The organism is Yoonia sp. 2307UL14-13 (genome assembly GCF_037572755.1).
In the GTDB taxonomy this organism is placed as follows: Bacteria; Pseudomonadota; Alphaproteobacteria; order Rhodobacterales; family Rhodobacteraceae; genus Yoonia.
In genome coordinates this window covers 66,159-88,070 of the sequence record NZ_JBBIFZ010000006.1, presented here as the reverse complement: position 1 = coordinate 88,070, position 21,912 = coordinate 66,159, and the positions used below count along the sequence as shown (strand labels likewise).

Annotated in this window: 21 protein-coding genes; 12 read left to right on the top strand and 9 right to left on the bottom strand. The window is 60.8% G+C overall.

Annotation, left to right across the window (positions count from 1 at the left end):
- The first annotated feature begins 28 nt into the window (after positions 1-28).
- Positions 29-1,399 (top strand): glutamate--cysteine ligase, encoded by a 1,371-nt coding sequence (locus V8J85_RS14865; RefSeq protein WP_339954546.1) that lies wholly within the window; start codon positions 29-31, stop codon positions 1,397-1,399.
- On the opposite strand, the gene plsY is transcribed toward V8J85_RS14865, so the two are convergent.
- Genes plsY through V8J85_RS14835 form a run of 6 tightly spaced genes read right to left on the bottom strand, consistent with a single transcriptional unit; the run spans position 1,393 to position 5,893 of the window.
- The gene (plsY, locus tag V8J85_RS14860; RefSeq protein WP_339954545.1) at positions 1,393-2,037 is read right to left on the bottom strand and encodes a glycerol-3-phosphate 1-O-acyltransferase PlsY; all 645 of its coding nucleotides are present in this window, start codon (positions 2,035-2,037) and stop codon (positions 1,393-1,395) included. The two genes, V8J85_RS14865 and plsY, sit on opposite strands and share 7 nt — an antisense overlap.
- Positions 2,037-3,320, bottom strand: a complete 1,284-nt coding sequence (pyrC, locus tag V8J85_RS14855) for a dihydroorotase (protein ID WP_339954544.1) — start codon at positions 3,318-3,320, stop codon at positions 2,037-2,039. Before pyrC ends, plsY begins: the two co-directional genes overlap by 1 nt.
- Positions 3,317-3,856, bottom strand: coding sequence for an aspartate carbamoyltransferase catalytic subunit (locus V8J85_RS14850; RefSeq protein ID WP_339954543.1), 540 nt, complete (start codon positions 3,854-3,856; stop codon positions 3,317-3,319). Before V8J85_RS14850 ends, pyrC begins: the two co-directional genes overlap by 4 nt.
- A complete protein-coding gene (locus V8J85_RS14845) occupies positions 3,856-4,365 on the bottom strand; it encodes a hypothetical protein (RefSeq protein ID WP_339954542.1) in 510 nt (169 codons plus the stop codon). The genes V8J85_RS14850 and V8J85_RS14845 overlap by 1 nt, the downstream gene beginning before the upstream one ends.
- Positions 4,362-4,940, bottom strand: coding sequence for a hypothetical protein (locus V8J85_RS14840; RefSeq protein WP_339954541.1), 579 nt, complete (start codon positions 4,938-4,940; stop codon positions 4,362-4,364). The genes V8J85_RS14845 and V8J85_RS14840 overlap by 4 nt, the downstream gene beginning before the upstream one ends.
- Entirely contained in the window at positions 4,937-5,893 is a 957-nt protein-coding gene (locus V8J85_RS14835) for an aspartate carbamoyltransferase catalytic subunit (protein ID WP_339954540.1), read from the bottom strand. The genes V8J85_RS14840 and V8J85_RS14835 overlap by 4 nt, the downstream gene beginning before the upstream one ends.
- Before the next feature lie 103 nt (positions 5,894-5,996).
- Between V8J85_RS14835 and V8J85_RS14830 the strand changes: the two genes are divergently transcribed.
- The 5 genes from V8J85_RS14830 (at position 5,997) to V8J85_RS14810 (ending at position 12,828) form a co-directional block, all read left to right on the top strand.
- Positions 5,997-6,776: a uracil-DNA glycosylase gene (locus V8J85_RS14830; RefSeq protein ID WP_339954539.1), complete on the top strand. Its 780-nt coding sequence runs from the start codon at positions 5,997-5,999 to the stop codon at positions 6,774-6,776.
- Positions 6,773-7,366: a metallophosphoesterase family protein gene (locus V8J85_RS14825; RefSeq protein ID WP_339954538.1), complete on the top strand. Its 594-nt coding sequence runs from the start codon at positions 6,773-6,775 to the stop codon at positions 7,364-7,366. The genes V8J85_RS14830 and V8J85_RS14825 overlap by 4 nt, the downstream gene beginning before the upstream one ends.
- Positions 7,367-7,369: 3 nt before the next feature.
- On the top strand, positions 7,370-7,912 hold the full coding sequence (moaB, locus tag V8J85_RS14820; RefSeq protein ID WP_339954537.1) for a molybdenum cofactor biosynthesis protein B: 543 nt from the start codon (positions 7,370-7,372) through the stop codon (positions 7,910-7,912).
- A gap of 66 nt (positions 7,913-7,978) precedes the next feature.
- On the top strand, positions 7,979-9,433 hold the full coding sequence (locus tag V8J85_RS14815) for an efflux RND transporter periplasmic adaptor subunit (protein WP_339954536.1): 1,455 nt from the start codon (positions 7,979-7,981) through the stop codon (positions 9,431-9,433).
- Positions 9,433-12,828 (top strand): efflux RND transporter permease subunit, encoded by a 3,396-nt coding sequence (locus tag V8J85_RS14810; protein WP_339954535.1) that lies wholly within the window; start codon positions 9,433-9,435, stop codon positions 12,826-12,828. Before V8J85_RS14815 ends, V8J85_RS14810 begins: the two co-directional genes overlap by 1 nt.
- Here V8J85_RS14810 and V8J85_RS14805 read toward each other — a convergent pair.
- Positions 12,825-13,625 (bottom strand): protein-disulfide reductase DsbD domain-containing protein, encoded by an 801-nt coding sequence (locus V8J85_RS14805; RefSeq protein ID WP_339954534.1) that lies wholly within the window; start codon positions 13,623-13,625, stop codon positions 12,825-12,827. The two genes, V8J85_RS14810 and V8J85_RS14805, sit on opposite strands and share 4 nt — an antisense overlap.
- A 102-nt stretch (positions 13,626-13,727) precedes the next feature.
- On the opposite strand from V8J85_RS14805, the gene V8J85_RS14800 reads away from it, so the two are divergent.
- A complete protein-coding gene (locus V8J85_RS14800; protein WP_339954533.1) occupies positions 13,728-14,297 on the top strand; it encodes a YqgE/AlgH family protein in 570 nt (189 codons plus the stop codon).
- Between the two features lie 284 nt (positions 14,298-14,581).
- On the opposite strand, the gene V8J85_RS14795 is transcribed toward V8J85_RS14800, so the two are convergent.
- On the bottom strand, positions 14,582-15,148 hold the full coding sequence (locus V8J85_RS14795) for a TlpA disulfide reductase family protein (protein WP_339954532.1): 567 nt from the start codon (positions 15,146-15,148) through the stop codon (positions 14,582-14,584).
- Positions 15,149-15,161: 13 nt separating this feature from the next.
- Here V8J85_RS14795 and argH point away from each other — a divergent pair, with 13 nt between their 5' ends.
- Genes argH through V8J85_RS14770 form a run of 5 tightly spaced genes read left to right on the top strand, consistent with a single transcriptional unit; the run spans position 15,162 to position 21,040 of the window.
- A complete protein-coding gene (gene argH, locus V8J85_RS14790; protein WP_339954531.1) occupies positions 15,162-16,550 on the top strand; it encodes an argininosuccinate lyase in 1,389 nt (462 codons plus the stop codon).
- Complete coding sequence (locus tag V8J85_RS14785; protein WP_339954530.1) at positions 16,547-16,720, top strand: hypothetical protein; 174 nt, start codon at positions 16,547-16,549, stop codon at positions 16,718-16,720. Before argH ends, V8J85_RS14785 begins: the two co-directional genes overlap by 4 nt.
- Positions 16,720-17,055, top strand: coding sequence for a DUF2834 domain-containing protein (locus tag V8J85_RS14780; protein ID WP_339954529.1), 336 nt, complete (start codon positions 16,720-16,722; stop codon positions 17,053-17,055). The genes V8J85_RS14785 and V8J85_RS14780 overlap by 1 nt, the downstream gene beginning before the upstream one ends.
- 9 nt (positions 17,056-17,064) lie before the next feature.
- Positions 17,065-18,333, top strand: a complete 1,269-nt coding sequence (gene lysA, locus V8J85_RS14775; RefSeq protein ID WP_339954528.1) for a diaminopimelate decarboxylase — start codon at positions 17,065-17,067, stop codon at positions 18,331-18,333.
- 46 nt (positions 18,334-18,379) lie between these two features.
- Positions 18,380-21,040 carry a DUF4175 domain-containing protein gene (locus tag V8J85_RS14770; RefSeq protein ID WP_339954527.1) on the top strand — a complete coding sequence of 887 codons (2,661 nt, stop codon included), beginning with the start codon at positions 18,380-18,382 and terminating at the stop codon, positions 21,038-21,040.
- Here the strand turns inward: V8J85_RS14770 and V8J85_RS14765 are convergent.
- Positions 21,031-21,864: a zinc-ribbon domain-containing protein gene (locus V8J85_RS14765; RefSeq protein ID WP_339954526.1), complete on the bottom strand. Its 834-nt coding sequence runs from the start codon at positions 21,862-21,864 to the stop codon at positions 21,031-21,033. The two genes, V8J85_RS14770 and V8J85_RS14765, sit on opposite strands and share 10 nt — an antisense overlap.
- Positions 21,865-21,912: the final 48 nt, after the last annotated feature.

The following is a 21,912-nucleotide window of genomic DNA, read 5'->3' as shown; positions in this document are numbered from 1 at the left end:
ATCTCGTGACCACAGCGCGGAGCGTTTCATGTCTATCCCACAAACCGGCGGTGGCCTGATCGAAAATCATTCGCAACTCGCAGAGTATCTGGCCAAGGGGTGCAAGCCGAAGGATCAGTGGCGGATCGGAACGGAACACGAAAAATTTGGCTATTGTCAGGATAGCCTGCTGCCATTGCCCTATGATGGCGAACGTTCGATCCGCGCGGTACTCGAAGGGTTGCAGCGGCTTTATGATTGGCAGCCAGTCAACGAAGACGGCAAGATCATCGGCCTGACCAAACACGGCGCGAGCGTCAGTCTGGAACCGGGTGGTGCGCTGGAATTGTCCGGCGCGCCGTTGGAGACGATCCACCAGACTTGCGATGAGGTGAACACCCATCTGGCCGAGGTGAAATCGGTCGCTGATGGAATCGGGGTCAAGTTCATCGGCCTCGGTGCGGCGCCCGAATGGACACATGAGCAGATGCCGCTCATGCCCAAGGGCCGTTACAAGCTGATGAACGACTACATGACCAAGGTCGGCACGATGGGCACGGCGATGATGCGCCGGACCTGCACGGTGCAGGTGAACCTCGATTTCAGTTCCGAGGCCGACATGGTGCAAAAGATGCGCGTTGCACTGGCCTTGCAACCGGTGGCGACGGCTTTGTTCGCCAATTCGCCGTTCTTTGAGGGTCAGCCCAATGGCCACAAATCCTGGCGCGCGCGCATCTGGCGCTCGCTTGATGCGGACCGGACCGGCATGCTGCCGTTCGTGTTCGAAGATGGGTTCGGGTTTGAGCGCTGGGCGGAATGGGTTCTCGATGTGCCGATGTATTTCGTCTATCGCGATGGGGAATATGTCGATGCGCTGGGCATGTCGTTCCGGGATTTCCTAAAGGGCGAGCTGCCCGCGCTTCCCGGTGAGAAACCGACTTTGTCCGACTGGGCGGACCACCTGACCACGGTATTCCCCGAAGCGCGGGTGAAGCAGTTCATCGAAATGCGCGGTGCGGATGGCGGGCCATGGCGCCGTCTATGCGCGTTGCCCGCATTCTGGGTCGGGTTGATGTATGACCAGACGGCCCTGGATGCCGCGTGGGACCTGTGCAAGGGCTGGACCGTAGAACAGCGCGAGGCGTTGCGGGTCGGTGCCTCGGTTGACGGGCTGGCAGCGCAGGTCGATGACATCAACATGCATGATGTTGCACGCGAAGTTGTCGCGATTTCCGAGGCCGGGCTAGTTGCAAGGTCGCGTCCGGGGGCTGGCGGGCTTGTTCCTGACGAAACGCATTTCCTTTCGGCGCTAAAAGAGACGCTTGAAAGTGGCCAGACCCCTGCCGACGAATTACTGGCGCATTATCATGGTGATTGGGGCGAGGACCTGACCCGGATTTACGCGGAATACAGTTACTGACGGTCCAAGCCGGACGGACCCTGGGCGCCGGAAACCTTCCCGCCGATCTTCGTCTCTGTCCCCTGACGTAGTCTTTGGATATTCGCCCAATGCCGTGCGTAGATCAGCATAGCCATCGCCATGGCGAGAAAGGCGAAAACCCCAAAGCCGGTGAAGAGCATGACCACCGGCAGCCACCCCGCCGCGACCAACGCGGCCAGCGATGAATAGCGGCTGATCAAGGCCACGATCAACCAGATGCCGCAGGCCGCAAGACCCATCGGCCAGGCCAGCGCGCCGATGACGCCAAGATAGGTCGCGACGCCTTTCCCCCCCTTGAATTTCAGCCAGGCTGGAAAGCAATGCCCGAAAAGCGCCATCAGCCCGGCGAGTTGTGCTGCATCCATCGCGCCAAACCGCAGGGCAAGCAGGACGGCAACCGCCCCTTTGCCCGCGTCGATCAGCAGGGTCAGTACGGCGGCCTTTTTATTGCCTGTCCGCAGGACGTTCGTGGCACCGATATTCCCCGACCCGATCGCGCGCAAATCACCAAGGTTCATGACCTTGGCGAGGATGATACCCGTCGGGATCGATCCGAAAACGTAACCGATGACGCCCCAAAGGATCAGGATTTGGGTGGTGCTTTCAATCGGTGGCATTAGGCGCCCTCCCAGATGCGGGTGCCGTCCACCCATGTGCCCAGAACCCGGCCTTGCAACCGCGCCCCGTCGAAAGGTGTATTCTTCGATTTGGACAAAAGTTTGGTGCGGTCGAGCACAAACGGTGCGTCAGGGTCGAACAGGATCAGGTCGGCGGGCGCACCTTCCTGCAGCCGTCCACTGGGCCGTCGCAGGATACGCGATGGGTTCAGGGACAGCGCCCGGAACAGGCGCGGCAGGTTGATCATCTCGGCATGGTAGAGCCGCAATGCCGCAGGCAAAAGCGTTTCAAGGGCGACCGCGCCGCTCGCCGCCTCTTCATAGGGTAGCCGTTTGCTTTCTTCGTCCTGCGGTGTGTGCATCGACGAAATGCAATCGATCAAACCATCCGCGACCGCCTGGATAACGGCGATCCGGTCATCCTCGCTTCGCAGCGGGGGTTTCAGTTTGAAGAACGTTCGGTAGTCCGCCACGTCCAGTTCGTTCAGCGTCAAGTGATGGATGCCAACCCCTGCGGTGATATGCAGCCCGTTCCGTTTGGCCCGCTCCAGCGCGGGCAGGGCGCGGGCCGTGGTAATCTGGTCCACATGATAGCGGGCGCCGGTCATCTCGAGCAGGCTGACGTCGCGGTCAAGGCCCATGCGTTCGGCCATCGCCGATACGGCGGGCAGGCCGCGCAACGATGCGAACTTGCCGGACGTCGCTGCCGCGCCTGTGGACAGGCCCGGCTCTTGCACGTGGGCGATAACCAGCGCGTCAAGACTGCGGGCATAGGTGAGTGCGCGGCCAAAGACCTTCGTATCGCTGACCACACGGTCGCAATCGGTGAAGGCGACCGCACCAAGGTCTTGCAAAAACCCGATCTCGGTCATCTCGCGCCCGTCACGGCCTTTGGTCAGGGCGGCCATCGGCAGGACGTGGACCGGCGCATCCAACTGCGCACGGCGTTCGACGAATTCCAAAGTCTCGGGCGTATCGATCGCGGGCAAAGTGTCGGGGCGGGTGACCATCGTGGTGACACCACCTGCGGCGGCGGCCCGCCCGGCAGAGCGGAAGGATTCCTTGTGCCGTTCCCCCGGTTCGCTGACCTTCACGCCGATATCGACGATGCCGGGGGCAAGACACTGGCCGCCGCAATCGATGATCTTCGCGCCGTCGGGCAGTGTCGGGTCGCCCTCGAAAACCTCGGCGATCAACCCGTCCTTGACAAGGATCGACCCCGGCGCGTCGGTCAGCGCAACCGGATCGATCAAGCGGGCATTGGTCAGAAACGTTGTGGTCACGGCAGGTCCTTTTGAATGGCGCGGATGTGCTGGAATACGGCTCTTCCGTCCTGCAACAACTCAAAGCCAATGGGCACGTCGTAGGTTCCGTTCTTGCTGCGCCGGGTTTTGCTTGCAAAGAACACGCTGGACAGATCACCGTCTTCAAAAGTGATCTGGGTATCCTTGCTGATCGGATAAGAGGCCAGATTGCGTCCGCGTAAGGGAAGGCTGGTGGCGATAAAGGCGCGTTTGTTGGTTAGGGTGTACCATGTGTGCCGCCGCCGATAGGCCGCCCCATATGTCGCGAACCAGATGATCCCGACCCCGACGCTGAAGTGGATCAGGCCAAACATCCAAAAGAAGCCACCAGCCAAGGATGCCATGATCATCCAGAACAGGGCGAACCCGGCGAAGGCGCAGCCGAAAAGCAGCATAAAAAGGGATTTGCCGCCGATTTTCAAACGGCCATCGGGGCGACCCTGCCAGATGATATCTTCGTCCGGGTCCAGAATACCATCCCACGCATCGCCATGTTTGTCGGTCAGTCGGTCCATCACGCGATCCAGATCATCAGCCCGACCAACAACATCATCGCAATTAGGACGTACATGGCGATCATGCCGCTGATACGTGCCTGCGATTTGGCGGGTTTCACCGGCGGATCGCCGATGACCCCTGTAGCACCGTCGCTGGAGAGCGGTTCGAGCACCTGAATCTGCGCGTCAGGCACATAGGTCGTTACATGTCGCACTTGGGGTGCAAGGGTCAGCGTGACCTCTTCCCCACGTGTGGCGCTGGACATGATCAGGATCGCGTGGCCTTCGATCCGGTTGACAGCGCTGATATCATGTTCCGCAATCTCGATGTCATAGCCTTGCCGGATGTAATCGGTCAGCGACATAGAGCTGAGATCGATGATGTTGATCACGTCGACATAGGTCGGGTCGAGCGCGTCTGTACCGAAAAGTGTGGCCAAAACTTCGGGCATCTCGGCCGGTAATCCGTCGCGCACCTCGAAAATACGGATCTGGCCGAAATCATTGGCGGGGATGGTCAGTGTCATGTCTGCTCTGCCTGGATTTTGCGGATCATCTGATAGACTTCACGCGCATCGACAATGCCGTCGAACCCGATCTGATGGGTTGTCTTGTCGCCATCGCTGTCGCGGTCATGCACGGTTTTGAAATGGACGCTGTCGAAGTTGCCCTGGGTTAGGGTGATGATGTCGTCTGGTTTGATCTGAAAAGATTTCAGACTGTGCCGATAGAAGGAATTGGCGATATAGGCGCGTTTATTGGTCAAGGCATAACGGGTGAACCGGTGGCCATAGATCGCGGCAAGCCAGCTACCCACCACAAGCCCGGCGCCGACGGTGAGGAACGGCACGGAAAATGCCAGCAGAAAGATCCCCATGGCGATGCCGAAAAGGTTCCAGCCCTGGAAAAAGCTCGCGAACGCCGACCCGGCGATCATCAGGCCGCCACCGAAAAACGGTACCCCGAAGATCGACAGAAACAGCGTTCCCCAAAACGACCTGATCCCCGGTTCGGGCGCACCTTGCCACAGCAGCACTTCGCCGGGTTCAAAGTAATCGTCCCAACGGTCATGTTTGGGCGGCTGCGTAAAGCGGGTGATCAAGCTATCACCTCTTGCGGGCCGCGTGATTGACGCAGGTTGCGGGCGAGAAGCTCCATGGCGGCCATCCGCACGGCAACGCCCATCTCGACCTGTTCCTGAATGACGGACCTGTTGATGTCGTCGGCGATCGTCCCGTCAATCTCGACCCCGCGGTTCATTGGCCCGGGATGCATGACGATGGCGTCGGGCTTGGCCTTGGCCAGTTTTTCGGCGTCTAGCCCGTAGCGATGGAAATACTCCCGTTCGGACGGGATAAAGCCACCATCCATCCGCTCTTTCTGTAGCCGCAGCATCATCACGACGTCTACGTCCTGCAGCCCTTCGTTCATGTCCTCGAACACCTCGACGCCGAATTCGCTGATCCCCGACGGCATCAGCGTCGGCGGCGCGATCAGCCGCACCCGGTTTTCCATTTTGCCCAATAGCATGATGTTCGACCGTGCGACGCGCGAGTGGGCGATGTCCCCGCAAATCGCGATGGACAGCCGGTGCAGCCGCCCCTTCGCCCGGCGAATCGTCAGCCCGTCCAATAGCGCCTGCGTCGGATGTTCATGCCGCCCATCACCCGCATTCAGCACTGCACAATTCACCTTCTGCGCCAGCAGGTCGACAGCGCCCGAATGCGGATGGCGCACGACCAGCAGATCCGGCCGCATCGCATTCAGCGTCAGTGCCGTATCGATCAGCGTCTCACCCTTTTTGATGGACGAGGCCTGCATTCCCATATTCATCACATCCGCGCCCAGACGCTTGCCCGCCAGTTCGAAACTCGACTGCGTGCGGGTTGAGTTTTCGAAAAACATGTTGATCTGCGTCAGCCCAGCCAGCACGTCGCGATGCGGGATGCCCTTGCGATTATGATCGGCATAGCTGTCGGCGAGGTCCAGAAGTGTCGTGATTTCAGTCGGATGAAGATGTTCGATGCCCAAAAGATGTTTGGCATTGAATGTCATGTTGTGCGCTCCAACCGATGTTTCCGCCTTATAGGCGGGTGGGGGGATGCCTTCAATGCCAGACCCTCTGCACATTCGGGGCAAAGCGGCTTAGGGTCAGCCTATGGAATCGGATAGGACATATTGGGCGGACTGCGCCGCGCTGGAATGGCAGGTGGAACTGGGCGTGACCGATGCCATCGGTGATGATCCGTTGGATCGGTACCAGTTGGAGACGAAAAAGCCCGCGCCCAAGCCTGCCACAGCGCCCACACCACCACCCACGCTGATGGCGGAAGAGGTCGACCCGGTCGCCATCGCCCGCACAATGGCCAGCAAAGCAGGCGATTTGCAGACGCTCGCATCGGTCATGCAGGCTTATGAGCATTGCGAGTTGAAGAAAGGCGCTAGGTCTTTCGTGTTTTGTGACGGCCAGCCGGAGGCGCGTGTTATGATCGTAGGCGAAGCGCCCGGACGAGACGAGGACCGGATGGGCAAGCCGTTCGTGGGCCGTGCCGGACAACTGCTCGACCGGATGCTGGAGGCCATCAACATGGGCCGCGCCCACGATGATCCGGCGCGGGCGGTCTATATCACCAATGTCCTGCCCTGGCGCCCCCCGTCGAACCGCACACCCGACAAGGCCGAAATCGCGATGCTGCTGCCGTTTCTCGAACGGCACATTGCCCTCGCCGACTCCAACCTACTGATCCTTATGGGCAACACACCCTGCCAGGCCCTGATGGGCCGCACCGGGATCACGCGCATGCGGGGGCAATGGACAGAGGTGCTTGGCAAGCCGACCCTGCCGATGTTCCACCCCGCCTATCTGTTGCGAAACCCGATCGCCAAACGCAAGGCATGGGCGGATTTGCTGGATCTGAACGCAAGGCTGCGTGGATGAAGATCCTTGCAGCGTCCGACCTGCATCTGAATACCGATTGCCGCACGGCGATCCTGCAGCAAGCCCCACGGGCCGATGTGGTCATCATCGCGGGCGATTTCGCGCAGCGTCGGAAGGGGCTGGATGAATTCATGCCGCCATTCGAAGCGATTGCGGACAAAGCTATTTTCGTGCCGGGAAACAACGAAACCGAGGAAGAGTTGCGTGCCGCGACCTCAGCCAAAGTGCTGCACGGCGATACGACTGAATGGCAGGGCCTGACCATTGCGGGCATCGGCTGCGCCATCCCGCCCTTACCGCCGCTGCCTTGGGGCAGTGCGGATATGACGGAGGACGAAGCCGAAACCATGCTGGGCCGGATCGCGCAAGCGGATATTCTGATCAGTCATTCCCCGCCATATGGGCATTGTGATTACCACGTCGGACTTGGCCGTCATCTGGGATCAGTGGCGTTGGAAACGGCGATCCGGCGCATGAACGCCAAACTCGTTCTATGTGGCCACGTCCACGATAGCTGGGGTGCGCGTTCGCAAATTGGCGCGTCAACTATCGCCAATGTTGGCCCCGTTCCCGTTTTCTTTGAGGTCTGAACCATGAGCCGCATCGACGAAACCCTCGACTTCATGCCGGTCCGCATCGCGGTTCTCACCGTCAGCGACACGCGGCGGATGGATGACGACAAATCGGGCCAAACCCTCGTCGATCGGATCGAAGGCGCGGGGCACATGGTCGTGGACCGGAAAATCATCCCCGATGAGCGCGCGCAGATCGCCGGCCAACTTCGCGAATGGTGCGCCGATACGCGCGTCGATGTGGTCATCTCGACTGGCGGGACGGGGCTGACAGGCCGCGATGTCACCGTCGAAGCGCATCGCGATGTCTATGAGAAAGAGATCGATGCCTTCGGCACGATCTTCACCATCGTCAGCATGCAAAAAATAGGCACTTCAGCGGTGCAAAGCCGCGCGACCGCAGGAGTCGCGCGAGGCACATACCTCTTTGCGCTGCCCGGAAGCCCCGGCGCCTGCAAGGATGCGTGGGATGAAATCCTGGCCAAACAGCTCGATTTCCGCCACCGTCCCTGCAATTTCGTCGAAATCCTCCCAAGACTTGATGAACATTTGCGCCGGAAGTGATCCGCACTACCGTATAAACAACGGCGGCGGATATGATCCGCCCATTTTGAAACGGAGACGACGTATATGCGGTTCTTACGGCGCAGCCTTGTAGGCGTTTTCCTTTTGGCCGTTACGGTGGCGTTGATCGCGCTTGCGGCAAATACGGTGCGGGTCGCCGTCGTCGAACGGCTGAACGAAGAGCCGCGCCGTGCCCCGGCGCGTGAACGGGTGATCGCGGCCAACGTACTGACGCTCGAACCCCAGAATATCGTGCCCGAGTTGACGGTCTTCGGCGAGCTGCGCAGCCGCCGCACCTTGGATTTGCGCAGCGCGACAGGTGGCACGGTGCTGGAGGCCAGCGATGCGCTGGTCGAAGGCGGGACGGTGACGGCGGGCCAGATGCTCTTGCGGATCGACCCGGCAGAGGCGCAGGCCGCACTTGATCGTGGCAAGGCGGATTTGCAGGACGCCGAGGCCGAGTTGCGGGATGCCGAGCGGGCGCTTTTGCTGGCGCAGGATGAATTAGAGGCCGCGCGGGCGCAGGCCACATTGCGGGAACAGGCTTTGACCCGGGCACAAGACCTGCAAGGCCGTGGTGTGGGAACGGCCGCGAATGTGGAAACCGCGGAACTTGCCGCTTCGACCGCGCAGGCAACCGTTCTGACCCGCAGGCAGGCCGTTGCCACCGCCGAGGCGCGCGTGGATCAGGCGGCCACGCGGCTGGCCCGCGAACGCATCAACCTGTCAGAGGCCGAGCGCGATCTTGCCGACACCGAAATCACCGCGGCCTTTGATGGCGCACTGGCCGAGGTCAGCGTCAGCCCCGGCGGACGGATCACCCCGAACGAACGTTTCGCGCAGCTGGTGGACCCGACCATGCTCGAGGTCGCGTTCCGCGTGTCGACCTCGCAATATGCGCGGCTGCTGGATGGCAATGGGTCTTTGATCAACGCACCTGTGCAGGTGGCGCTGGATGTCTCAGGTATCGATTTGCGCGCCACCGGGCAGATCACGCGCGAAGGTGCAAGTGTGGGTGCAGGGCAGACGGGGCGTTTGATTTTTGCCTCGCTTGAGAACGCGCCGGGCTTCCGTCCCGGCGATTTCGTGACCGTCAGCATCGATGAGCCGGAGTTGACCGATGTGGCCGTCGTCCCCGCAACCGCCGTGGCCGCGGACGAGACCGTGCTGGTCGTCGGTGAAGAGGATCGCCTGCAAAGTGCAAACGTGACCTTGCTGCGCCGGCAGGGCGACGACGTGATTGTCACGGTCGGCGATCTTGCCGGGGCCACCATCGTTTCCGAACGCTCACCCCTGCTGGGTGCGGGCATCAAGATACGTCCGATCAGACCCGGCGGGGCGGAGGTGTCGGCAGAGCCCGAGATGATCGCGCTTGATGCCGATCGCAGGGCCAAACTGATCGCCTTTGTGACCGACAGCCGCATGCCGGATGAGGTCAAGACAAGGATCATCGGGCAGTTGGAACAGGATGAGGTGTCGTCCGAAACCGTCGCCCGCCTTGAAAGCCGGATGGGCAGCTGATGGCGACCGGGGGTGACAGGTTGAGCGCGGGGGCGGGCGGTATCCTGTCCTATTTCACGCGGCACCGGACAGCGGCGAACCTGTTGCTGGTGTTGATGATCACGGCGGGTCTGTTCGCCTTTCCGAACATGCGTGCGCAGTTCTTCCCGGATGTCGTCGTCGATGATATCGACGTGTCGGTCACCTGGGATGGTGCCGGGGCCGAGGACGTGGACGCCGCCATCGTTCAGGTGCTTGAACCGGTCCTGCTGGGCGTCGAGGGTGTCACATCTTCATCCGCCCGTTCAACCGAAGGCCGCGCCTCGGTCCGGCTGGAATTTGAGCCAGGCTATGACATCGACCGCGCGGCAGAGGATGTGCAGCTTGCCGTCGATAGCACGACCAACCTGCCCGAGGATGCAGACGAGCCCAATGTCAGGCGCGGCGGCTGGCGTGACCGTGTCACCGATGTGGTGATCAGCGGACCGGTCAGTGTCGAACAACTGGCCCGGTTCGCGGATGAAATGTCGACGCGATTGTTCGCAGAAGGGGTCACCCAGGTTTTGGTGCAGGGCGTGGCGGCACCATCCACGATCGTCGAAGTCCCATCCCTTTCACTGATCGAATATGACATCAGCATGGCCGACATAGCGGCCAGCATCGGGGAAGAGGCGGCGGCGGACCCGGCAGGCGATGTATCTTCGAACGCGCGGGTGCGCACGGGTGTGGCCAAACGTTCAGCCGATGATATCGGCGCGATTGTCCTGCGGTCGAACCCGGATGGATCAAAGCTGACGGTCGCCGATGTCGCCACGATCCGGGTCGAGGGTCCGGATCGGGAAAGGGCCTATTTCGTTGGCGACAACCCGGCGATCAAGCTGCGGGTGCAGCGATCGTCGCAGGGTGATGCGATCGGAATGCAGGAAACCGTCGAAGAGGTCGCGGATGAATTGTCGGCCATCCTGCCCGCCGGTGTGAATATCGATCTGACCAACGGCCGGGCCGAATTCATCACCGGGCGTCTCGATATCCTGTTCGAAAACGGGCTGACCGGGCTGGCGCTTGTGGTGGCCCTTTTGTTCCTGTTCCTAAATGCCCGCACGGCGTTCTGGGTAGCTGCCGGTATTCCCGTGGCCATGCTGGCCGCGATCGCGCTGATGTATCTGGTGGGGATTACGATCAACATGATCTCGTTGTTCGCATTGATCATCACGTTGGGCATTGTCGTCGATGACGCGATCGTCGTCGGCGAACACGCCGATTTCCGGGTGCGGCAGTTGAAAGAAGACCCGACGGTCGCCGCCGAGAATGCTGCGAAACGGATGTTCAGCCCGGTGTTTTCGGCCACGACGACGACGATTATCGCCTTTTTCGGCCTCGTCATCATCGGCGGCCGCTTTGGCGACCTGATCGCCGACATCCCCTTCACGGTCATCGTGGTGCTCGCGGCCAGCCTTGTTGAATGTTTTATCATCCTTCCACACCATCTGGCCCATTCGATGCGCCATTCGGCAAAGGATCATTGGTACGATTGGCCGTCCCGAACCGTCAATCGCGGGTTCGACTGGTTCCGCGACCGTCTGTTCCGGCCCTTCATGGGCTTTGTCATCTGGGCGCGCTATCCGGTCTTTGGGTTGGCGCTGGTCGTCTTGGCTTACACGGTGTCTCTCTTCATCCAGCGCGATGTCAGCTGGCGGTTCTTCAATGCGCCTGAACAAAGCCAGGTGACAGGCAACTTTGCCATGCTGCCCGGCGCGACCCGCGAAGATACGCTCGAGATGATGCGCGAGATGCAGCGCGCGACCGAGGTGCTTGGTGCGGAATACGAGGAAACCCACGGCACCAACCCGTTGAAATTCGTGGCGGCAGAGGTTGGGGGCAATTCCGGACGCGCGATTGCGGGGTCCGAGACAAAGGATGCCGATCAGCTTGGGTCGATCACAATCGAACTGATCGATGCCGACAGCCGACCCTATACCAGCTTTGCCTTCGTGGCGGCCTTGCAGGACAGTATCCGCCAGCATCCTCTGGCCGAGACGGTCAGTTTCCGGTCATGGGGGTCCGGGCCGGGTGGCGATAGCCTGGATATCCAGATGTTCGGTGCGGACAGCGACACGTTGAAGGCGGCAGCCGAGGCGCTGAAGACAGAACTGGCCCAATTCGCCGAGATTTCGGGGCTGGAGGATTCGCTGGCCTACGACAAACAGGAACTGATCCTTGAATTGACGCCGCAAGGGCAGGCGTTGGGGCTGAGCATCGACGGTCTTGGTCGGGTTCTGCGCAATCGGTTGGGCGGAATCGAGGCGGCAAGCTATCCCGAAGGTGCGCGATCGGCCACGATCCGGGTGGAATTGCCGGCTGGGGAGTTATCAGCCGATTTCCTCGACCGTACTCAGATCCGCACGGGCGAGGGCGCTTACGTTCCGCTCGCGGACGTCGTGTCGGTGATCAGCCGCACCGGCTTTTCCTCGGTCATTCGCGAAAACGGGATACAGCTGATTTCGGTCCAGGGAGATCTGGATGACGACGATGCCGCACGGGCGACGGAAATTCAGCAGACCATCAACGAAGACATCCTGCCGCGGATTGAAACGAATTTCGGGATCGAAAGCCAGCTATCGGGCCAAAGCGAACAGGAACGCGAATTCCTGAGTGACGCGCGAACCGGACTGATCCTTGTATTGTTGGGGATTTATCTGACACTCAGCTGGATCTTCAGCAGTTGGACCCGGCCCGTCGTCGTCATGGCGATCATCCCGTTCGGCCTGATCGGAACGATCTACGGCCACTATGTCTGGGATGTGCCGCTGAGCATGTTCACCGTGGTCGGCATGATCGGAATGGTCGGAATCATCATCAACGACAGTATTGTGCTGGTTACGACGGTGGATGAATACGCGGAAGAGCGGGGACTGATCCCGGCGATCATCGACGGCGCATGTGATCGTCTGCGACCGGTGATGCTGACGACGATGACCACGGTTCTGGGCCTGATGCCGCTACTTTATGAAGGGTCCAATCAGGCGGAATTCCTGAAACCGACGGTGATCACCCTGGTCTTTGGCCTGGGGGCGGGGATGTTCCTGGTGTTGCTGGTCGTGCCGTCGCTGATGGCGATGCAGCATGATGTCGGCAAGCAGGTGCAGGCGGCCAAGCGGGCATTGCGGGGTCGGCGTTTCGCGATGGGCGCACCGGCGGGATTGGGTGTCGCGGCGGCGCTGGCGCTGGCGGCGCTGACCTTCGTGCCGTATCTGGTGACGGGTACGGCACTTCCCTTGGCAGTTGCGGTTCTGCCTGTTCTGGAAAACGGAATCGCGGCTGCGCTGGGGCTGTTCGTGGCCGGACTTATGCTGTCGCTGTGCCTGATCTACGCAGGCGCTGCGCTTGTCATCGGCGGCGCGCGGCGCAGCGCTTAACCGGCGCGGCAGCCCTGAATATCGATCGCCTGCTCGCTACCCAGCACGGTGAACCGCAGGGCGGATCGGTCCAGCGCGAATGCCTCGCCCGTCGTATTGACCATGTCCACTGTCGCTTGAAGCGCATCACCCACACGGGTGACATCGGCCTCTGATACCCAGATCGCGGGGTTGCCGGATTCCACGACAACAACCTCTGACCCACCGGTCGATCCGACCTCCATTGTCGTCGTGACCTTTAGACCATCTTGGATCGGCGCGATTTGACAGATAACTTCGCCCACCCCGGCCTCGGCCGCCGAAAGCGGCTGGTTGATCAGCGCGGCGGTGATCGCGCTGTCACGTTCGCCAGCGGATGGAAGAAGCGCGTCGAATGTCGCGCTGACGGGGATACAGATTTCCTCGCAGACGCCGATGGTCAATACGCCGTCGATTTCGATGTCTTCATCAGGATCGCGGCTTTGAATGGCCAGGGGAAAAACGACGCTGTCGTAATAGCCGATGGATTGCAGTCCGTTTTCATAAAACACATGGGGCACTGGCCAGTGCGGCGTGACACCAACGATATTGCCTGAGCCCGCAAATGAGAATTGCGGCGGGATGCCCGCATCGCCCGGCGCGCGCCAATAGGTCTTCCAACCGGGGGCGAGCGTGATTCGAATGCCGGCCATGTGTATGCCGCTTTGCATACGCCAACCCGGCAAAATCTCAACTTTGGCAAGATCGTCGTAAGGATCCGCAACCGCAAGAGCAGGTAGACCAAGAATAACAAGGAATTTAAGCAAGATTTGGCGCATAAACCCTCATGAAACATTGACCCTGTAATAGGAAGTCACGTTTGGGCGAGGGCGTCGCTACGTTGCCCTTGCGTCAACCCTAAGGAAAACCGAAAATACGCCATGATCACCGAAACGGATAGCCTTGCCGGCAAGATGCTGATTGCCATGCCCGAAATGAGCGATCCGCGCTTTGCGCAAAGCGTCGTTTATATGTGTGCCCATGCCGAGGATGGTGGCATGGGACTTATCGTGAACAAGCCGCAGACAGACATACGTTTCAGCGACCTGCTCGAGCAGTTGGGCATCGATTGCATGCCGGGTGTCCGCGATATCCGCGTGCATTTCGGGGGGCCTGTCGACAACGCGCGCGGATTTGTCCTGCACACAAGCGATTACCGGTCCGAGGCGGGCACGCTGCAGGTCGACGATCACATCGGGATGACGGCTACACTGGACGTGCTCGAGGACATCGGGCGCGGGCAAGGCCCCAAAACCTCGATGCTGGCGCTGGGCTATGCCGGTTGGGCCCCGGGACAACTGGAATCCGAGATCGCCCAGAATGGCTGGCTGATCGGCGACCCACGCGACGACATCGTCTTTGGCCGCGCGAACGAACATAAATGGATGGCCGCGATGAAGGCGATGGGGATCGACCCGCTTTTGCTGTCATCGACGGCGGGGCGGGCTTAACCCTTTTTGTTCAGGGTCGTGATCAAGTTAAAGAGCGCCATGGCCACCTTCCCAAGCGCATCGGACAGTTCGGCCATGTTCGCCTTTTGACTGGCCAGCCGCTGCCGGCGGAGTAACTGCCGGGGCCGAACCCGTTCTGCCGATGGATCATGTGGTTGAAATGGCTTTGCGATGTCAGGTCGCGTTCGACATTCCTGATCGTCTGTTTCCAGGTCTCGATCTTGCGCACGCTGGTTTTTGCCCGGCCATGTAATGACATGAAGGCACCACATCCAAGGATCGTGTTAGCTGCCGCCTTCGCCATCCAAAAGCGCATTGATGATCGCATAGGCGCTATCGCTCGACCAATCCGCATCGCCCTGCAGGCGGGCGATTTCCTGACCCTCCGGGTTCAGGATAATCGTCACGGGCAGCCCCAGAACCCCCAGACTACGGGCCAGCGATTGCCGCGCATCGGTGTGCAGCGGCAGGTTATCGACGCCGATCTCGTCGAAAAACCGCTCCATCCCCGGGCGTGGATTGCGGCCCGTGGCCACCGTAACGACCGAAAAGTCATCGCTGCCCAGTTCCGCCTGCATTTCCGACAGCATCGGCATCTCTTCCCGGCATGGTGCGCACCATGTCGCCCAAAAGTTCAGAACAACGTGCTGGCCCGCATAATCGGCCAGCGTCATCTCTTCCCCGTCTTCGCTGGTAAACGGAGTATCAGACCCTTTGATCGGCGCGCTGTGCACGACCAGTTTCCGCATGTCGCCCTCGCGCAGCGCGGCAATGTCAGGCCCCTCGGCCATTGCTTGGTTTGCAACGCCCAAAAGGGCCGTATAAAGCAGGGCAGATACCAATTTCCGCATAGGCGTTTCCTTCATGACCAAGACCGCGAATACGATGTGGGGCGGGCGTTTCGCCGCCGGACCAGACGCGATCATGGAGGCGATCAACGCCTCGATCGGGTATGACCGCCGTCTTGCACCGCAGGACATCGCAGGGTCGCGTGCCCATGCCGCCATGCTGGCCGCCACAGGCATTATTACGGATAGCGACGCCGAGGCGATCCGGGAAGGCCTGCTCACCGTTTTGTCAGAGATTGAAACGGGGGCATTCACCTTTTCGACGGCGCTGGAAGACATCCACATGAATGTCGAGGCGCGGCTGAAGGAACTGATCGGAGAGCCTGCGGGGCGGCTGCACACCGCACGGTCGCGGAACGACCAGGTCGCTGTCGACTTCCGGCTGTGGGTCCGCGATCAATGCGACCAGGCGGATGAGGCTTTGGGCGCTTTGCAAAAGGCGCTGCTGGGCCAGGCCGAGGCAGGGGCCGACTGGGTCATGCCCGGCTTTACCCATCTGCAGACAGCCCAGCCGGTCACATGGGGCCACCACATGCTGGCCTATGTCGAGATGTTTGACCGTGACAGGTGGCGCATGACGGATGCGCGTAAGCGCATGAATAAGTCACCGTTAGGCGCGGCTGCCTTAGCCGGCACATCGTTCCCTATTGATCGGTATATGACAGCAGAAGCCTTGAGTTTCGATGCGCCGATGGCCAATTCATTGGACGCTGTATCCGACCGCGACTTCGCTCTGGAATTCCTCAGCGCCGCGAGCATCTGCGCTATGCATCTCAGCCGCTTGGCCGAAGAACTGGTGATCTGGTCCTCTGCCCAATTCCGCTTTGTAAAGATGTCCGACAAATGGTCCACCGGATCGTCGATCATGCCGCAAAAGCGCAACCCGGACGCGGCAGAACTGATCCGCGCCAAGATCGGGCGGATCTTTGGGGCCAATGTTGCGCTGATGACGGTGATGAAGGGCCTGCCGCTGACCTATTCCAAGGACATGCAGGAAGACAAGGAACAGGTCTTTGACGCCGCCGACAACCTGATGCTGGCCCTTGCCGCGATGACAGGGATGGTCGGCGACATGACCGCCAATCGCGACAACCTCAAAGCCGCCGCCTCAAGCGGATTTTCGACCGCCACCGATCTGGCCGATTGGCTGGTGCGCGAGCTTGGGCTACCTTTCCGGGACGCGCATCATATCACCGGATCGCTGGTCGCTGTGGCCGAAGAAAAGGGCTGCGACCTGCCGGACCTGACGTTGGACGATATGCAAAAGGTGCATGATGGCATCAGGGCCGATGTGTTCGATGTGCTGGGGGTTGAGAACTCGGTGGCATCTCGGACAAGCTATGGCGGGACGGCACCGGCAAATGTGCGTGCGCAAATCGCGCAGTGGAAAGAGGTTTTGGGATGAGAATATTCGGGTTCCTTCTGGCAGCGGCCTTTTTGGCCAGTTGCGGCGCAAACGGCGCCCCGCTACGACCCAACGCGAATGTCGGTGTCAGTGTCGGCAATGGCGGTGTGAACACCAATGCTAGCGTCGGGGCTACGAATGGCACCGTATCGGTCGGAGTTGGCTTCTGATGCGTTACGTCTTTCTGCTGCTCGCTATCTGGGGCACGATCCACCCGATGTATTACTTCATCACGTGGTTTCAGGAAAACACGTGGAGCATCATGGCCATGGTCGATGCGTGGCACGCCAATGCGGCCACCAGCGGCCTGACATGGGACCTGACGATCGCCGCGGTCGCGCTGACGATCTGGATCCTCATCGAGGTGCCGAAGACCAAGAATTATTACGGCCTCGTCGCAATCCCCGCGACCTTTTGCATCGGGGTCAGTTGCGGATTGCCGCTGTATCTGTTCTTTCGCGAACGGATTATCGTGATCCGGGATCGCAGTCCCGTCAGAGTCTAGGGCACACATTTGGACCACTTCCTCTACCGCAACGGCGCCCTCCACGCCGAAGACGTTCCCGTGGCCGACATCGCCGCGGCCGTCGGCACGCCCTTCTACGTCTATTCCACTGCGACGCTGACCCGGCATTTCAAGCTGTTTGATGACGCACTTGACGGGATGGATCACCTCGTCTGCTTCGCCATGAAATCCGCTTCGAACCAGGCGATCATCAAGGTGCTCGCCGATGCGGGCGCGGGCATGGATGTCGTGTCAGTCGGAGAATACCTGCGGGCCAAGGCGGCAGGCGTGCCCGGCGACAAAATCGTGTTCTCGGGCGTCGGTAAGACAGCAGACGAGATGCGCACAGCGCTCGATGGCGGCATTCGCCAGTTCAACATCGAATCCGAGCCGGAAATGATCGTTCTGGACCAAGTTGCGCAATCACTCGGCGTCCGCGCCCCAATCACCGTCCGCGTCAATCCCGACGTTGACGCCAAGACGCATGCCAAGATCGCCACCGGCAAATCCGAAAACAAGTTCGGCATCCCGATCAGCCGCGCCCGCGACGTCTATGCGATGGCCGGTAAGCTGCCGGGCCTCAAGGTCATCGGGATCGACGTGCATATCGGATCCCAACTGACCGAACTCGCCCCGTTCGAAGCTGCCTATAGCAAGGTCGCCGAACTGACCGAACAACTGCGCGCCGACGGGCACGACATCACCCGCCTCGACCTCGGCGGCGGTCTGGGCATCCCGTACACCCGCTCAAACGAAGCGCCGCCACTGCCCACCGACTACGGCAATCTCATCAAACGCACCGTCGGTCACCTCGGTTGCGAAATCGAAATCGAACCGGGGCGCCTCATCTCCGGCAATGCGGGGATCATGGTGACCAAGGTCATCTACGTGAAATCCGGCGAAGATCGCGATTTCCTGATCCTCGATGCCGCCATGAACGACCTGATCCGCCCCGCCATGTACGAGGCTTGGCACGATATAGTCCCCGTCATCGAACCGGCCCCCGGCACCGAACCGGCCAAATATGACGTCGTCGGCCCCGTTTGCGAAAGTGGCGATACTTTCGCCAAATCGCGCGAAATGTCGCCTGTCGGTGCCGATGATTTGGTCGCTTTCCGCTCTGCGGGGGCCTATGGGGCGGTCATGTCGTCCGAATACAACTCGCGCCCCTTGATCCCAGAGGTGCTTGTGGACAAGGATCAATTTGCAGTTATCCGCGCACGCCCTACCTATCAAGAGATGATCGCGCGCGATACGCTGCCGCCGTGGCTGGGCTAAACCAGCCCAAAACAGGAGAGGGCCTCTGAAGGACCACCCGGATCAAATGCGCCACCTGCGCCTACCCGTGACGGCAACGCGCATCGGCATGGTGGCCGAGCAGATCGTGCGCGCCTTCTGGCCGTTCTGGACGGTCCTGTTCCTGATCCTCGCGCCACTTATGATGGGTTGGCATGACACGCTGCCGGTCGAGGCGCTATGGGGTGGTGTCGTCGTGGCCGCAATCGCGCTCTTCGGCACCTTTGCATGGGGTTTCCGCCGCTTTCACCTGCCGGATCGGGCCGCTGCGGTCGAACGGGTTGACGCCGCCATGCCGGGTCGCCCCATCGCGGCACTGGCTGACACCCAAGCCATCGGCAGCGGCGATATGGGGTCAGAGGCAGTCTGGCGCGCGCATGTCGCCCGCATGGCCGAACGGACCAGGGATGCCCGCTATGTCAAACCGGATTTGCGGGTCTCGCATCGCGATCCATATGGCTTGCGTTTCATCGCGCTCTTGTTCTTCGTAACGGCGCTTCTTTTCGGGTCGCTTCTGCGCGTCGGATCGGTTGGTGAGCTAAATGCGGGGCAGGATATCGACCTTGCCGCCGGACCCGTCTGGGAAGGATGGGTCGAACCGCCCGCCTATACCGGCAAACCATCAATTTACCTTAACGACGTGCCTCCCGGCCCTTTGCGTGTACCGGCGGGCAGTAAAATTACCCTCCGCCTCTACGGCGAAGTCGGGGCACTGACTGTCGCCGAAACCGTATCGGGCCGAACGGGGGAAATCACCCCTGCCTCCGACGCGCAACAGACCTTTGAAATCACCCAATCGGGCCAACTGGCCATCGAAGGTGAAAACGGCGTGACCTGGCAGGTCAGCGCCATTGCCGACAACCCACCGACGGTGACCATATCCGAACCGGTCGAGGCCTCGGCGGATGGTGAGATGTCGCAGCTCTTTGCCGCCAGTGACGATTACGGCGTGGAAACCGGAACGGCGACGATTAGCTTGAACCTCGCAGCGGTCGATCGCGCGCATGGTTTGGTCATCGATCCCGATCCTGTCGAACCGCTGGTTCTGGACCTTCCGATGCCGTTCACCGGCGACCGATCCGAATTTGATGAAACGCTGATCGAAAACCTTAGCCAACATCCTTTGGCCAATCTGCCGGTGACCATGCAGCTCGAGGTGATCGATGCATCGGAACAAACCGGCCAGAGCGAACCAAAGGAGCTGATCCTGCCCGGTCGCCGCTTTTTCCAGCCTTTCGCTAAGGCGGTGATCGAACAACGGCGCGACCTGATGTGGTCCAAGGCCAATGCGCGGCGGGTCACGCAGGTTCTGCGCGCCATATCTCACCGGCCCGAGGGACTGTTTTCCAACGAAACCACTTATCTGCGCTTGCGCACAATTATCCGTCGTTTGGACACGATGGCCGAATTCGGGATGAACGATGAAGGACAGGCCGAGATCGTCGAGGCCCTGTGGGACCTTGCCATTCAACTGGAAGACGGACGGCTCAAAGACGCCCGCGAACGGCTGGAACGCGCGCAGGAACGTCTGGCTGAGGCGATGCGCAATGGTGCTTCTGACGAAGAAATCGCCGAACTGATGCAGGAACTGCGCGAGGCCACGAACGACTACATGCGCATGCTCGCCGAAGAGATGGAGCCGGGCGAGAACGGCACCGATCAGCGGGATACGGCGGAAAATTCGTTCGAATTCACGCAGGACGAATTGCAGGCGCTTATGGACCGCATCGAAGAGCTGATGCAGGAAGGCCGGATGGCCGAGGCGCAGGAATTGATGGAACAGCTCAACGAGCTAATGGAAAACATGCGCGTCACCCAAGGTGAGGGTGGCGACGGCCCACAAACGCCGGGCCAGCAATCCATGCAGGATCTGGCCGAGACATTGCGCGATCAGGAAGACCTGTCCGATGAAGCGTTCCGCGATCTGCAAGAGCAGTTCAATCAGGGCCAGCAAGGTCAGCAGGGTCAGCAGCAGCAACCGGGACAGCAGGGCCAGCAAGGGCAACAACAAGGCCAGCAGCCCGGTCAACAGGGTCAACAAGGCCAGCAAGGGCAACGCCCAGGTCAGCAGGGCCAGCAAGGCCAGGACGGTCAGGATGGCCAGCAGGGCGAAGGCCAGGGCGTCGGTGAGGATGGCCAAAGCGGCCAGCAAGGCGAAAACGGTGCCGGCGGCGAAGGCGGCGATGCCCGCACGCTGGCCGAGCGCCAGCGCGCCTTGCGGCAGCAACTCAATGATCTGCGCGGCAATATTCCCAGCCTCGACGGAGACGCCGCCGATATCGCGCGCCGCGCGCTGGGCCGGGCCGAGGGTGCGATGGAAGGGGCCGAGGACGCCCTGCGTGAAGGCGATCTGGCCGAGGCGATCGACCAACAGGCCGAGGCGATGGATGCCCTGCGCGACGGGATGCGTCAGCTGGGTCAGGCTTTAGCTGACAACCAAACCGATCAGCCGGGGCAGGGCGAACAGCAAGGCGATCAGGCCGCACGCCCGACACCCAGCCAGCGTGATCCTTTGGGGCGCGAGGCTGGAAATACCGGGCAGCTTGGCACCGATCAGCAGATGCTGGGCCAGCAGGATATCAACCGGCGGGCTGAGGAGTTGCTGGATGAAATCCGCCGCCGCTCGGCCGAACAGGAACGGCCCGAGGTCGAACGGGATTATCTGCGGCGGTTGCTGGATCAGTTCTGATCAGTTGTTGCGTCAGTCGCCGGGACCGCATCGACCGATCCCTCAGATCCTTCCATGTAGCTGGCGACCAATTCCCGCGCGGCGATGATCTGATTATCCAGCCAAACGCGCAGGTTATCGACCGTCTGCACATAGGTTTCCATGTAAGGCGCGGTCTGCGGCAGGTTTTCGAGGATTTGGTCGACAAAGAAATAGGGCGCGATCAGGATCGCGATCAAAATCAGGACGAAAAAGAAACCACGGCGGAAACCGCGACGCTGTTTGATCTCTTCCTGTTCTTCCTCAGTCAGGCCCGAATCGTCGTTGGCGGTCGCGCGGGCGCGCAAGGTCGCGTTGATTTCGTCGATATCGGGCATTGTGCGGACATTTACACCGGCAACCGCGCCGGTCGATGCAGCGGCGACCGCAGCGGGACTTTGGTCGTCTTCTTCCGTCATCTGCGCGATGCGTTTGCGGGTTTCCGCGGCGCGTTCACTGGCTGATTGGCCGGCCTTTTCCGATGGGTGCGGCTGCGCCTCTTCGGTCGCGCGGGCCTGCTGTTCATGCGCGGCCTCTTCCCGCAGGATATCGGCGATGGATGAATCAAGCGGTTGGCGCTGCGGCGCGTCCTCGATCGGCTGGTGCCTGGGGCCATCATCATCGGCGACCCGTGTCGCCGGTTTGGGTGTGGGCCGTTGCGTCAGCGGACGCCCGGCGACCTTGGGTTTGTCCATCTGGAACCAGGTATGCGCGCAGCTTGAACATTGCACATCCCTGCCGCCTTCGGGAATGACATCGTCAGCGATGTCATATTGCGCATTACATTTCGGGCAAATCAGCCGCATCTTGTTATCCCTCTGCCCGCCAACCCACAGTTCTTATTGCCTGATTAC